Source organism: Streptomyces sp. NPDC003036 (assembly GCF_040611175.1).
Taxonomy (GTDB): domain Bacteria; phylum Actinomycetota; class Actinomycetes; order Streptomycetales; family Streptomycetaceae; genus Streptomyces.
This window is the reverse complement of record NZ_JBEXNO010000011.1, coordinates 109,410-122,869: the sequence shown is the minus strand read 5'-3', so window position 1 is coordinate 122,869 and position 13,460 is coordinate 109,410. Positions and strand designations below refer to the sequence as shown.

Annotated in this window: 12 protein-coding genes; 4 read left to right on the top strand and 8 right to left on the bottom strand. The window is 73.7% G+C overall.

Annotation, left to right across the window (positions count from 1 at the left end):
* Positions 1 to 72: 72 nt before the first annotated feature.
* Positions 73 to 1,224, bottom strand: coding sequence for an acyl-CoA dehydrogenase family protein (locus ABZX67_RS10985; protein ID WP_355357293.1), 1,152 nt, complete (start codon positions 1,222 to 1,224; stop codon positions 73 to 75).
* Positions 1,225 to 1,288: 64 nt separating this feature from the next.
* Here ABZX67_RS10985 and ABZX67_RS10980 point away from each other — a divergent pair, with 64 nt between their 5' ends.
* Genes ABZX67_RS10980 through ABZX67_RS10970 form a run of 3 tightly spaced genes read left to right on the top strand, consistent with a single transcriptional unit; the run spans position 1,289 to position 3,642 of the window.
* Positions 1,289 to 1,957: a TetR/AcrR family transcriptional regulator C-terminal domain-containing protein gene (locus ABZX67_RS10980; RefSeq protein WP_355357162.1), complete on the top strand. Its 669-nt coding sequence runs from the start codon at positions 1,289 to 1,291 to the stop codon at positions 1,955 to 1,957.
* 18 nt (positions 1,958 to 1,975) lie between these two features.
* Entirely contained in the window at positions 1,976 to 2,674 is a 699-nt protein-coding gene (locus ABZX67_RS10975; protein ID WP_355357160.1) for a winged helix-turn-helix domain-containing protein, read from the top strand.
* Between the two features lie 32 nt (positions 2,675 to 2,706).
* Positions 2,707 to 3,642: a DMT family transporter gene (locus ABZX67_RS10970; RefSeq protein ID WP_355357158.1), complete on the top strand. Its 936-nt coding sequence runs from the start codon at positions 2,707 to 2,709 to the stop codon at positions 3,640 to 3,642.
* 13 nt (positions 3,643 to 3,655) lie between these two features.
* On the opposite strand, the gene ABZX67_RS10965 is transcribed toward ABZX67_RS10970, so the two are convergent.
* From ABZX67_RS10965 to ABZX67_RS10945, 5 genes are all read right to left on the bottom strand, one after another.
* On the bottom strand, positions 3,656 to 4,735 hold the full coding sequence (locus ABZX67_RS10965; RefSeq protein ID WP_355357156.1) for a Zn-dependent alcohol dehydrogenase: 1,080 nt from the start codon (positions 4,733 to 4,735) through the stop codon (positions 3,656 to 3,658).
* 20 nt (positions 4,736 to 4,755) lie between these two features.
* Positions 4,756 to 6,150 (bottom strand): aldehyde dehydrogenase family protein, encoded by a 1,395-nt coding sequence (locus tag ABZX67_RS10960; RefSeq protein ID WP_355357154.1) that lies wholly within the window; start codon positions 6,148 to 6,150, stop codon positions 4,756 to 4,758.
* Positions 6,151 to 6,257: 107 nt separating this feature from the next.
* Positions 6,258 to 6,737 (bottom strand): DUF3574 domain-containing protein, encoded by a 480-nt coding sequence (locus ABZX67_RS10955; RefSeq protein ID WP_355357152.1) that lies wholly within the window; start codon positions 6,735 to 6,737, stop codon positions 6,258 to 6,260.
* A gap of 133 nt (positions 6,738 to 6,870) precedes the next feature.
* Positions 6,871 to 8,451 (bottom strand): amidohydrolase, encoded by a 1,581-nt coding sequence (locus ABZX67_RS10950; RefSeq protein ID WP_355357150.1) that lies wholly within the window; start codon positions 8,449 to 8,451, stop codon positions 6,871 to 6,873.
* 12 nt (positions 8,452 to 8,463) lie between these two features.
* On the bottom strand, positions 8,464 to 9,954 hold the full coding sequence (locus ABZX67_RS10945) for an APC family permease (RefSeq protein ID WP_355357148.1): 1,491 nt from the start codon (positions 9,952 to 9,954) through the stop codon (positions 8,464 to 8,466).
* A gap of 134 nt (positions 9,955 to 10,088) precedes the next feature.
* Here ABZX67_RS10945 and ABZX67_RS10940 point away from each other — a divergent pair, with 134 nt between their 5' ends.
* A complete protein-coding gene (locus ABZX67_RS10940) occupies positions 10,089 to 10,739 on the top strand; it encodes a TetR/AcrR family transcriptional regulator (protein ID WP_355357146.1) in 651 nt (216 codons plus the stop codon).
* Here the strand turns inward: ABZX67_RS10940 and ABZX67_RS10935 are convergent.
* The gene (locus ABZX67_RS10935) at positions 10,724 to 11,962 is read right to left on the bottom strand and encodes an MFS transporter (protein ID WP_355357144.1); all 1,239 of its coding nucleotides are present in this window, start codon (positions 11,960 to 11,962) and stop codon (positions 10,724 to 10,726) included. The two genes, ABZX67_RS10940 and ABZX67_RS10935, sit on opposite strands and share 16 nt — an antisense overlap.
* Positions 11,962 to 13,356, bottom strand: a complete 1,395-nt coding sequence (locus ABZX67_RS10930) for a CitMHS family transporter (protein ID WP_355357142.1) — start codon at positions 13,354 to 13,356, stop codon at positions 11,962 to 11,964. Before ABZX67_RS10930 ends, ABZX67_RS10935 begins: the two co-directional genes overlap by 1 nt.
* Positions 13,357 to 13,460 lie beyond the last annotated feature (104 nt).

The following is a 13,460-nucleotide window of genomic DNA, read 5'->3' as shown; positions in this document are numbered from 1 at the left end:
CCACGAGCATGCGCGGCCGCGGCCCGGCCCTCATCCGCTCCCGTACTCAGAAGCCGTACTCAGAAGCCGTACTCAGAAGGCGGAAACCCCTGTCAGCGCCCGCCCGATGATGAGCTTCTGGATCTGGCTGGTGCCTTCGTACAGGGTCATCACGCGTGCGTCCCGCAGCAGCTTGCCGACCGGGTACTCGTCGATGTAGCCGTAACCGCCGAAGACCTGGAGGGCGTTGTTGGCGCAGCGTACGGCGGCCTCGGAGGCGAACAGCTTCGCCTGGGAGGCGGCGGTGGCGAACTCCTCGCCGCGGTCGACGAGGTCGGCGACCCGCCAGGTCAGCAGCCGCGCCGCGTCGACGTCCACGGCGATGTCGCTGATCAGCTCCTGTACGAGCTGGTACGAGGCGATCGGCTTGCCGAACTGCTCGCGCTCGCCCGCGTACCGTACGGCCGCGTCCAGCGCGGCCTGCGCGATGCCGACGCACCCGGCGGCGACCGACATGCGGCCCTTGGCGAGCGCGGACATCGCGATCGAGAAGCCCTTGCCCTCCGGGCCGAGGAGCGCGGAGGCGGGCACCCGCACGTCCTCGAGGACCAGCTCGGCGGTGGCCTGGCCGCGCAGGCCGAGCTTGCCGTGGACGGTGCGGCGGGTCAGGCCGGGGGTGTCGGCCGGTACGAGGAAGGCGGAGACGCCCCGGTGGCCGGGGGTGTCGTTGGTGCGGGCGAAGAGGAGCACCACATCGGCCCAGGTGCCGTTGGTGATGAACATCTTGCTGCCGTTGATCACGTACTCCTCGCCGTCGCGCACCGCGCGCGTGGTGAGGCTTCCGGCGTCGGAGCCGGTACCGGGCTCGGTGAGGCCGAAGCAGCCCAGGGCGTCACCGGCGGTGAGGCGGGGCAGCCAGTGGCGCTTCTGTGCCTCGCTGCCCCAGGCGGCGATGGTCTTGGTCACCAGGCCGAGCGAGACGGAGACGATGCCGCGCACGGACGAGTCGCCGCGCCCGAGCTCCTCGGTGACCAGGCAGTACGCGAGGTGGTCGCCGCCGCTGCCGCCGTACTCCTCGGGGATGGTGAGGCCGAGGAAGCCGACCTCGCCGAGCTTCTTCACGATCGACCGGTCGACGCTCTCGGCGCGGTCCCAGGCGACGACGTGCGGGGCGATCTCGCGCCGCACGAACTCCTCGGCGAGTTGCCGGACGGCTGCCTGCTCCTCGCTCAGCTCCAGGTCCACGGCGGACACCCTCCCCTTAACTATCACTGCTAGTTTCTTTTCGGCAGGGCCTACTATGTGCCGCATGGCCCGACCGCGCAAGCCCCTCCTCAACAAAGAACGCATCGTCACCACGGCGCTCGCGCTCGTGGACGCGGAGGGCCTGGAAGCGGTCTCGACCCGCCGCCTCGCCGCCGAGCTGGGCGTCAGCGGACCCTCGCTCTACAACCACTTCCGCAACAAGGACGAGATCCTGGACGCGGTCGCCGACTCCGTCAGCGCCCAGGTCGACCTGTCGATGTTCGACGAGGCCGACGGCCGCGACTGGCGTACGGCGCTGCACGACTGGGCGGTCTCCTACCGCGCCGCGCTGGCCGACCACCCCCACATCGTCCCCGTCCTCGCCCGCGGCCCCGGCCGCCGCCCGGCCGGCCTGCGCGTGGCCGACGCCGTCTTCGGCGCGATGGTCCGCGCGGGCTGGCCCCCCGCGCACGCCACGCACATCGGCGCGCTCATGCGGTACTTCATCACCGGCTCGGCGCTCGGCTCCTTCGCGCGCGGCTTCGTCGACGACGAGACGGCGTACGACCCCGCCGACTATCCGCACCTGGGCCAGGCGCACCTGCTCGCCGAGCACCAGAAGCAGGTCGACGAGGGCGCCTTCGAGACGGGCCTGCGGGCGCTGCTGGACGGGCTGGCGGTGCGGTACGGAGCCGTACGCGGCGGGCACGCTTCGGCCACCGCCGAACAGTAGGTGCCCCATCCTGGGGGCATGGCTCCCAAAGACCTCGCCGCGTTCGCGGCGCTCTTCGCCGACGAGACGCGTGCCTCCTTCTGCCTCGCCCTGCTCGACGGGCGGGCCTGGACGGCCGGGGAGCTGGCCCGGCACGCACGGGTGGCGGCGTCGACCACCAGTGAGCACCTGGGGCGGCTCGTCGCGGGCGGGGTGCTCGTGGAGGAGCGGCAGGGGCGGCACCGGTACGTGCGGCTGGCCGGGGAGCGCGTCGCACACCTGGTCGAGGACCTGGCGGCGCAGGCGGGGGGCGGGCGGGAGCCGTCGGCGCCGCGCTCGCTGCGGGCGGCGAGCGCGGACAGCGCCATGGCGCGCGGGCGCACCTGTTACGACCACCTCGCCGGGAGGCTCGGCATCGCGATCACTCAGGCCCTGACCGTACGGGGGCTGCTGCGGCAGGACACCGGGTTCGCGCTCACCGACGCGGGCGTGGGCTGGTTCGGCGCGCGGGGGATCCCGCTGGAGCCGAAGGGGCGGCGTCCGATGGCACGCGGCTGTCTGGACTGGACGGAACGCCAACCCCATCTGGCGGGGATCGCGGGCGCGGCACTGTGCCGGCACGCGCTCGACGCCGGCTGGTGCGTACGGATCGGGTCCGAGCGCGCGGTGAAGGTGACGGCGGACGGCGAGCGGGCGCTGTACGCGCTGCTCGGGATCGAGCCCGGGATATTGCGGTGAGTGCCGAACGGTTCCGCCCGTACGGTCGGCCCATGACAAACCCCCACTCCCCGGCCCCCTCCTCAAGGGTCCTTCCGCTCGCCGCCGCCGGTGTCACCGTCGTGCTGTGGGCCTCGGCCTTCGTGTCGATCCGCAGCGCCGGCGCCGCGTACTCGCCCGGCGCCCTCGCCCTCGGGCGGCTGCTCGCGGGGGCGCTCACGCTCGGGTGCGTCCTGCTGATCCGCCGCGAAGGGCTGCCGCCGCGCGCCGCCTGGCCCGGGATCGCGGTGTCCGGCCTGCTGTGGTTCGGCGTCTACATGGTGGTGCTCAACTGGGGCGAGCAGGAGGTCGACGCGGGCACCGCCGCGATGATCGTGAACATCGGGCCGGTCCTGATCGTCCTGCTGGGCGCGCGGCTGCTGGGCGAGGCGCTGCCGCCGCGCCTGCTCGCCGGGATGGCGGTGTCGTTCGCGGGCGCGGTCGCCGTGGGCGTGTCCATGTCGGGCCGGGACGGCGAGGGGCACGCCTCGGTCCTCGGGGTGCTGCTGTGCCTGCTGGCGGCGGTCGGGTACGCGGCCGGGGTCGTGGCGCAGAAGCCGGCGCTGGCGCACGCGAGCGCGCTGCAGGTGACGGCGTACGGCTGCCTGACCGGCGCGGTGCTGTGCCTGCCGTTCGCCGGGCAGCTCGTCGACGAGGCGGGCCGCGCGCCGCTGGCCGCCACGCTCAACATGGTCTACCTGGGCGTCTTCCCGACCGCGCTGGCGTTCACGACGTGGGCGTACGCGCTGGCCCGTACGACGGCGGGGCGGCTGGGCGCCACGACGTACGCCGTGCCCGCGCTGGTGGTGGCCATGTCGTGGCTCTTCCTCGACGAGCTGCCGGGGGCCCTGACGCTGGCCGGTGGCGCCCTGTGCCTCGCGGGCGTGGCGGTGTCGCGCTCCCGGCCGCGGCGCGCGGCGCGGCCGGGAGCTCCGGAGACCAGGGCATGATCCGAAAGAGGCCCTAGAAGACGACCAGCGCCCGGCCGCCCTTGCCCGCGATCATGTTCTCGAAGGCGGCGGGGATGCCGTCCAGCGCGATTCGCTCGGTCACCAGGGCGCCCAGGTCGAGGCGGCCGGCCCGGATGTGCCCGGCGAGGAGCGGCAGGTCCTCGGCGGGGTTGGAGTTGCCGTACACGCAGCCGGACAGGGTGCGCCCCCAGTGGAAGATCTCCAGGGCGTTGAAGGTGACCTGCTGGTCCTTGCCGCCGATGCCGACGACCGTGGTGCGGCCGCCGCGCCGGGTGGAGTCCCAGGCGGTACGGATGGTGGCGGCGCGGCCGACGCACTCGATGGCCACGTCGGCGCCGTGGCCGCCGGTGAGCTTGCGGATCTCCTTGGCGGTGGTCTCGGAGGCGACCACGTACTCCGTGGCACCGGCCCGGCGGGCCAGCTCCTCCTTCTCCGGCGACACGTCGACGGCGATGAGGGGGCCCGCTCCCGCGATCCGCGCCGCCTGGAGGGTGGCGAGGCCCACGCCGCCGACGCCGAACACGACGACCGACTCGCCCGCGCGGACGCGGGCGGAGTGGTGGACCGCGCCCCAGCCGGTGAGGACGGCGCAGCCGAGCAGGGCGGCGTCGACGAGCGGGACGCCGTCCGGGACGGGCAGGACGCAGTTGGCGGCGACGACGGTCTCCTCGGCGAACGCGGCGACGTTCAGGCCCGGGTGGAGCTCCGTGCCGTCCTCGGTGACGGCGTAGACGCTGCCCGCGCCGCTGAGGGCGTCGGCGCACAGCCACACCTCGCCGAGCGAGCAGGGGTGGCAGGAGCCGCAGGACGGCGCCCAGTTGAGGACGACACCGTCGCCGGGGGCGACGTGCGTGACGCCCTCGCCGACGGCCAGGACGGTGCCGGCGCCCTCGTGGCCGAGGACGGCGGGGACGGGCACGCGCATGGTGCCGTTGGACAGGGACAGGTCGGAGTGGCAGACACCGGCGGCGGCGAGGCGGACCCTCACCTGGCCGGGTCCGGGCTCCGGGAGCTCGATGCCGGTGATCTCCAGCGGAGCACCTATGGCGGGCAGGACGGCGGCGCGGACCACGATCTTCTTCTCCCGGGCGGTCAGAACTGGAGGGACTTGGTCTGGAGGTACTCGGCGAGGCCGTGGGTCCCGAGCTCGCGCCCGACGCCCGACTGCTTGTAACCGCCGAAGGGGGCCAGCGGGTTGAACCGTCCGCCGTTGATGTCGACCTGGCCCGCCTCCATGCGCCGCGCGAAGGCGGCCGCCTCCGCCTCCTCGCCGGCCCACACCGCGCCCGCGAGGCCGTACACCGTGCCGTTGGCGATGCGCAGGGCGTCGTCCTCGTCCTCGTACCGGAGGAAGGAGACGACCGGCCCGAAGATCTCCTCCTGGGCGATCGTCATCTCGGGCGTGACGTCCGCGAAGATCGTCGGGCTGACGTAGTAGCCCCGGTCGAGGGGTGCCTCGGCGCCGCCCACGACGAGCCGCGCGCCCTCCTCGACGCCCTTCTCGATGTAACCGCGCACGCGCTGCAGCTGCTTGGCGTTGACCATCGGCCCGATCCGGTCGCCCGGGGTGTACTTGGCGACGGCCTCCGCGGCGAGGGCGACGGCCTCGTCGTACTGGTCCTTGTGCACCAGGACGCGGGTGAGGGCGCTGCACCGCTGGCCGGAGTTGGACAGGGCGTTGGCGAGGCCGGTGTGGACCGCCTTGGCCAGGTCGGCGGAGGGCAGGATGACGTTGGCGGACTTGCCGCCGAGCTCCAGCGCGACCTTCTTGACGGCGGCGCCCGCGATCGCGCCGATCTTCCGGCCGACGGCGGTCGAGCCGGTGAAGGAGATCAGGTCCACGCCGTCGTGCTCGGCCAGGGCCTGGCCGGCGACCGGGCCGAGGCCCGTCACCAGGTTGAACACCCCGGCGGGGAACCCGGCGTCGTGGACGGCCTGGGCGAAGAGCTGCGCCGTCAGGGGGGTGTCCTCGGCGGGCTTGAGGACGACGGTGCACCCGGCGGCCAAGGCGGGCGCCACCTTGGCGACGACCTGGTGCAGCGGGTAGTTCCAGGGCGTGATCGCGCCCACCACGCCGACCGGTTCGAGCAGCACGGTGGAGTTGCCCACCTTCTCCTCGAACGGGTAGGTGGCCGCCATCTCGGCGTACGTGCCGGTGACCATGACCGGCAGGCCGACGTGCACCTGCTGGGCGAGCTGCCGGGGCGCGCCGAGCTCCGCCGTCACGGTCTCGGCGATCTCCTCCTGGCGCGCGGTGAGTATGTCGCGCAGGGCGGCGAGCAGGGCGGCCCGCTCGGCGGGCGCGGTGGCGGCCCACGCCGGGAAGGCCGCGCGGGCGGCCCGTACCGCGGCGTCGACGTCCTCGGCCGTGCCGGCCGGGACGTGGGCGATGACCTGCTCGTCCGCCGGGTTCACCACGGCGATGGTGTCGGTGCCGGCGGCGGGCCGCCACGCCCCGCCGATGTACAAGCCGTCGTGGGCCTTCATCCGCTTCTCCTTCATGGGCCTTCGGAGCTGTGCCACTGAGTCGTCCCCACCCAAACTAGCGATGGTAGTTTTCTGGCGCCAGGGGGTGCGGGACCGACCACATCACATCAGAAGTCCACGGAGGTGCGTTCGTCGAGGCGGGCCACCGACTCCTGGCCGAAGGCGGCCCGGTAGGCGTCGCGGATGCGCTCGATCCTCGGGTGGCGGGCCTCGGCCTCCGCCGCCGGGTACAGCAGGACCAGTTCGTACGACCGCTCCCGCTGGATCCGGCCGCTCGTGTCCCGCCACTGCCCGCGCCCGACCCGCACGGTCAGCCCCTCCGGGAAGGCGGGCGTGACCTCCCGGTCGACGAACGCCGTGAACTGCGCGTCCGTGACGTCCGGGCCGCCGTCGGACCGCTCGGTACCGAAGAGGAGCCGCGTCTCCAGATGGGCCGCGCCCCGGACGGTCGTCACCGTGGCGGCCGGGGCCGGCTCGTCGCCGAGGGTCGCGTACGCGGCGGGGGCGCCGGCGGCGAGCAGCACGGTCGCCGTGGTGACGGCCAGGCGGGCGCGGGTGCGGGCGCGGGTGGTGGTGAGGATCGGCATGGCGGGCCCTTTCCGTGCGGGGGTACGCGGGCGTGCGCAGGGTGCGCGGGCGCCGATCACTCTGGCAGTCCGCCGCCGCGCGGTCCGGCCCGAACCGCGGGTTCGGCCGGATCCCACCGCAGCGGCGCGCCGTTCACGCCGCCCGGTGCGTCACCCGCCCCGCCGTGACCGTGAGCCGGATCGGCGCGTCGGCGACCTCGTCGGCCGGCGCCTCCACCGGGTCCACCGCGAACGCGGTGAGGTCGGCGCGCAGGCCCGGCGCGACGCGGCCCGCCACGGACTGCTCGCCCGCCGCGACCGCCGCGTGCGTGGTGCACCCCTCCAGGGCCATCAGCCCCGTCAGCCCCCGGCCCGCCGACGCGGCCCCGCGCGGCGCGCGGCCGGTGGCGAGCACCTGCCGGGCGTCGTAGTGGGCGATCGGCCAGTCGGAGCCGAGCGCGAGGTACGCCCCCGCGTCCCGCAGGTCGCGGCAGCGCCACGCCCGCGCGGCGCGCTCGTCGCCGAGCCGCCTGGACCACTCGTCGGTGTGGTCGGCGCGCGTGTACGCGGTGTGCGGCGGCTGCATGGAGGCGATGACGCCCAACTCGGCGAAGCGGGGGAGCTGGTCGGCGGGGAGTGTCTCGATGTGCTCGATCCGGTGTCTGAGCCACCCGCCCTCCCCCAGTGACGCGACGGTGTCGAGGACGTGCCGTACGGCGGCGTCGCCGATCGCGTGGGTGGCGGTCCGTACGCCCGCCGCGTGCAGCCGGCGTACGGCGGCGCTGTACGCGGCCGGGTCGGGCCAGAAGGCGTCCGTGCCCTGGCCGTGGCAGTCGGCGTGCTCCAGCCAGGCGGTGCCGCCCTCGACGGTGCCGTCCATGAAGAACTTCACGCCGCCGACGAGCCAGTCCCGTCCGCGCAGCCGCTGCAGGGCGACCAGTTCGTCCAGCGCCTCCTCGTCGGCGCCGGGCATGCACCAGGGGGCCAGGCGCAGCCGCAACGGCAGGTCGGCCGCCTCCTCGACGGTCGTCAGCAGCTCCGGTACGTCGCCGTCGCCGAGGTCCATGACATGGGCGCCGGTCAGGCCGGTGGCGGCCATGGCGGACAGCAGCTCGACGAGCCGGGCGCGCCGCTGCGCGTGCGACGGCTTCGGCATCACCGCGGTGACCAGGGCCATGGCGGCGTGCTCGATCAGATGGCCGGTGGGCCGGCCCTCCGCGTCGCACACGATCTCGGAGCGCTGGTCGAAGGAGCGGGGCCCGTCGATGCCCGCGGCCCGCAGCGCTGCTGCGTTGGCGAGGGCGGAGTGGCCGTCGTACAGGCGGATGAAGACGGGGACGCCGGGCAGCGCCTCCTCGATCAGCGCCCGGTCGACGGGGCGGCCGCCGAAGGCGTTGTGGTCGAGGCCGTACGCGACGACCCAACCGCCGGTGCGCTCGGCGCCGCGCAGCGCCGCCCGCAGGCCGTCGAGGTCGGTGACGGCGGAGAGGTCGAGTCCCGTGGCCATCTCCAGGCCCCAGACGGGGTGGCTGTGGGAGTCGGTGAGGCCGGGGGTGAGGGTGGCTCCGGCGAGGTCGAGCGTCTCGGTGCCGGGGCCGGTCCACGCGCGCGCGTCGGCGGCGTCGCCGACGGCGGCGATGAGGCCGTCCCGTACGGCCACGGCGGTGGCGTGCGGACGGGCGGGGTCGAGGGTGCGGACCCGGGCGCCGGTGAGGACGAGGTCGGCTGCGGTCACGTGCGTACTCCCCTATTCGGTGCTGCTGGTCGTGGTGTCCGCCGGCTCCTCGGCGAAGCGCGCGTACACCTCAGGGCGGGTGCGCCGCAGCCGGAAGGCGAGCAGCACGCCGAGGACGAAGACGCCCGGTACGAGCGCGACCAGGATGGTGTTGACGGTGGTGGAGGCCCCGGTGAAGACGTCGATCTTCGAGACGACCAACGCGATCGCGGCGGTGAGCAGGACGGCGGCGGCGACGGGCGCGACCACCGTCCGCACCACGCCCTCGCTGTGGCGGACGCGGCGGAAATAGAACGGGATGGCGAGGGCGGCGAGCAGCTGGAGCGCCATCAGGCCGATGCCGCCGGGGGTGTTGAGCCACAGCAGGAGCTGGGTGTACGGGTCGGCGCCGGCGAGCGCGAAGGCGAGGACCAGGGCCAGGCCCAGGGCGGTCTGGACGGCGCCGACGACGTACGGCGAGCGGTGGCGCGGCTGCACCTTGGCGAGGGCCCGGGGCAGGACGCCCTCCTCGGCGAGGGCGAGGCCGTAGCGGTTGATGGCGTTGTGGAAGGCGAGCAGCGAGGCGAGGATGCTGGTCACGATGAAGACGTGCATCAGGTCCGCGGCCCAGCCGCCCACGAAGGTGGTGATGGCGGCGAAGAACAGCCCGCCGGGGTCGTCGCCCGCCGCCTTGACGACCTGCGCGTCGCCGAAGGCCTGGATCACGGTCCAGACGATGAAGGCGTAGAACAGCCCCAGGAAGCACACGGCGATGTACGTCGCCCGGGGAATGGTGCGGCCGGGCTCGCGGGCCTCGCGGCGGTAGATCACCGTGGACTCGAAGCCGGTGAAGGCGGTGAACGCGAAGGCGAGGACGGCGGCCGTGCCGGGCACCAGGAAGCTGTCGGGCGCGAAGGACGCGAGCGAGAGCCCGTCCGCGCCCCCCTTGAGGAGGACGCCGCCCGCGAGGAGGACGAGTATGCCGGTCTCGGCGACGAGCAGGACGCCGAGGACCTTGGCGCCGAAGTCGATGGAGCGGTAACCGCCGTACCAGATGAGCAGCAGCCCGGCGAGGGAGACCGGCAGCCACGGGATGTCGACGCCCCACAGGGCGTGGGCGGTGTCGGCGGTGGCGGTGCCGAGGAGCCCGTACACCCCGATCTCCATGCCGTTGTAGCCGATCAGGGCGAGGAGCGCGGCGCCGACGCCGACGGGTTTGCCGAGGCCCTGGGTGATGTACGCGTAGAAGGCGCCGCCGCTGCGGACGTGGCGGCTCATGGTGGTGAAGCCGACGGCGAAGATCGCGAGGGTGACGCCGGCGATGAGGTAGCCGACGGGCGCGCCGATCCCGCCGAGTACGAGGGCGATGGGGGCGACGCCCGCCATGACGGTGAGCGGGGCGGCGGCGGAGACGACGAAGAAGGCGATGTCGGAGGTTCCGAGCGTGCCGGTACGGAGCCGTACGGCGGGCGACGCGGGACCGTCGGCTCTCTCCGGGGAGGCCTGGTCGGAGGTCACGGACATGGATGTGGGTGAGCCCTTCTGCGTACGAAAAGGGGGGCTACGGCCTGGGGGAAACGAAAACCTAAAGGCTTTCGGTTGCGGCAATGTAGCCTCCGTGAGGGCATCCGGGAAGACCTCACGAAGGGGACGCGACGATGGGACGGCCGCGCACGCCACTGCTCGACCGGGCACGCATCACCACGACGGCTCTCGAACTCGTGGCGGAGCAAGGGGAGTTCAGCGTTCCGCAGATCGCCCGGCGGCTCGGGGTGCAGACGGCCTCGGTGTACCACCATGTGGACGGGCGGGACGGCATCGTCGAGCTGATGCGCGAACGGGTGTGCGCGGCCGTCGACACCGCCACCCTCGAGGCGGCCCCGTGGGACGAGGCCCTGACCGCCTGGGCCCGCTCCTACCGCGCCGCCTTCGCCGCGCATCCGCGCGTCATCCCGCTGCTCATGACGTCACCGGTGCGCGCGCCGAAGGTGCTGGAGCAGTACGAGCAGGCCGTCGGCCTGCTGCTGGGCGCGGGCTTCGCGGCACAGGACGTCATGCCCCTGCTCACCGGCCTGGAGAACCTGGTCCTCGGCTCGGCGCTCGACCTGTCGGCGCCCGAGACGATGTGGGAGCTGCCCGACGAGACGAGCACGCCCCGGCTGGCGCGCGCCCTGGCGGCGGTGGGTGCGGGGCGCGCCGAGGCGGCCTTCGAGGCGGCGCTGGAGGGGCTGGTGGCGCACTGCCGGGCGGTGCTGGCGGCGACGAAGGCGGCGCGCCCGGAGCCGCACGGGCCTCAGCGGGACGGCTGACGCGCCCGACGGCGCCGGGCGGCCGGCTCAGGCTCGCCGTCCGCCGCGCCGGGCTGCCGACCCACCCGTACCCCCAGGCCCGCCGCCACCAGCAGCAGCCCGCCGAGCACCACGAACGGTGCGGCCGGGCCGGCGGCGCCCGCCACCAGGCCCGCGGAGGCGGGCGCCGCGACCTGGCCGAGGCGGTTGCCGGTCAGGCGCAGGGCCAGCGCGGTGGACCGGGCGCGGTCGGGGGCGGCCCGGACCACGGTCGTCATCGACAGCGGCTGGCCGACACCGAGGCAGAAGCCCAGCGCCAGCAGCATCGGCGCGAGCGCGGACACCGGGACGGGCAGCGCGATGGCCGCGCACAGCAGCCCGGCGAGCAGACAGGTGCCGGTCAGCAGCACCGTGCGGCCCAGCAGCCGGATCATCGGGGGCATGACCAGGCGGCAGGCGATCGTGGCGGCGGCGCGCAGGCTCAGCAGGAGCCCGACGGTGGCGGGGGCGATGGAGCGGCGCTCGCCGATGACCGGCAGGTAGGCGGTGAGGATGTCCGTCGCCGACAGCACGGCGAGGCTGATGAAGATCCCGGCCGGCACGCCGCGCGCCCGCAGGATGCGGCGGACGGGGACCTTGCCCGCCGCCGCGCGCGCCTGCGGCCGTTCCGTACGGTGCTCGATGCGCCAGAGCGACGCCAGCGACACGGCGCCGACGGCCGCCGACACGACGAGGGCGAGGGCGCTCGTACGGCCCAGGGCGCCGTCCTCGCCGGAGATCAGCAGCCCGGCCGCGACCGGCCCGACGAGCTGTCCCAGCGAGGCACCGATGGTGAAGTGCCCGAAGTTGCGGTCCTGCTCGGCCGCGGCGGGCGGGGACTGGCGGGCGACGATCGACTGGGCGCCGATCACGAAGCACAGGTGCCCGAGCCCCATCACGCCGCTCCACGCGGCCATCGCGGGCAGGGACCCCGCCGTCCCGCTGAGCGCGCAGCCGCCCGCTATCAGCACCACCCCGGCGGGCAGCAGCGGCGCGCACCGCCCCCGGTCGGTCCTGCGCCCGAGCGGTACGGCCGCGAACAGCGGCAGCAGCGCGTACACACCGGCGATGACGCCGACCGCGCGCTCGTCCGCGCCCAGGGAGAGGGCGCGGTACGAGACGGCGGGCCGCGCCATCGACACCGCCGCCTGCGCGAAGCCGAAGGCGAGGACGAGGCGCAGCAGCCAGTACCGGTTCGGACGCATCAGATGATGCCGAAGAGGATTCCCGCGCCGAGCACCACGAGCGAGGTGAGCGCCGCCCACTTCACGGTGAAGCGGGTGTGGTCGCCGAACTCGACCTTCGCCATGCCGACCAGGACGTAGACCGCCGGCACCAGCGGGCTCGACATGTGGAGGGCCTGGCCGACGAGCGAGGCGCGGGCGATCTCCAGCGGCGACACCCCGTGCGCGGCACCGGCCTCGGCGAGGACCGGCAGGACGCCGAAGTAGAAGCCGTCGTTCGACATGAAGTACGTGAGCGGGAGGCTGAGCAGACCGGTGACGAGGGCCATGTGCGGGCCCATGCCCTCGGGGATGGCGCCGACGAGCCAGTCGGCCATGTGCTTGACCATGCCGGTGCCGGTGAGGACGCCGGTGAAGACGGCCGCGGCGAAGACCATGCCGGAGACGTTGAGGACGTTGTCGGCGTGGGCGGCGATGCGGGCCTTCTGGTCGGGCATGTGGGGGAAGTTGACGGTGAGGGCGAGGGCCGCGCCGATCAGGAAGAGCACCGGGATCGGCAGCACTTCCATGATCATGGCGGTGAGGAGGGCCACCGTGAGGGCCGCGTTGAACCAGTACAGCCTGGGGCGGAGGGTGGGCCGGTTCGGGTCGAGGCCCTGGAAGCCGTCCTCGGCCTCCGGCACGTCCGCCTCCGGTCCGTCACCGACGCCGGGACCCGTGACCTTCGGAGCCTCCTCGCCGCCGCCGGCCTTGACCAGCACGGTGTCGGCCTGCGGCTCCAGCACCTCGTCCAGCGTCAGGTAGCCGAGCCGCTTGCGCTCGCGCCGCCCGAGCACGTACGCCAGGGCGAAGACGAAGAGCAGGCCGACGCCGAGGGCCGGGATCATCGGGACGAAGATGTCGCCGGCGTCCAGCTTGAGGGCGGTGGCGGCGCGGGCCGTCGGGCCGCCCCAGGGGAGGGTGTTCATGACGCCGTTGGCGGTGGCGGCGACGCCCGTCATCACGACCAGGCTCATCTTCAGGCGCTTGTAGAGCGGGTACATCGCCGAGACCGTGATCATGAAGGTGGTGGAGCCGTCGCCGTCGAGCGAGACGATCGCGGCGAGCACGGCCGTACCGACCACGACGCGCATCGGGTCTGCCTTGCAGAAGCGCAGGATGCCCCGGACGATCGGGTCGAAGAGGCCGACGTCGATCATCACGCCGAAGTAGACGATGGCGAACATCAGCATCGCGGCGGTGGGCGCGAGGTTGCCGACCCCTTCGATGACGTAGTCGCCCAGTTGCGCGCCTTGTCCGACGAGGACGCAGAAGAGTGCGGGGATCAGGACGAGCGCCGCGATCGGCGACATCTTCTTCATCATGATCAGGACCAGGAAGGTCGCGATCATGGCGAAGCCGAGGATTGTCAGCATGGAGGACACCTAACGTTCACCCTTGAACTCCACCGGGGGGAGCGGCGGTCCGGATGACGTTAGGTGCCTCGTTCAGCCGTTAACAAGGTGTTGACGCGTGAGCA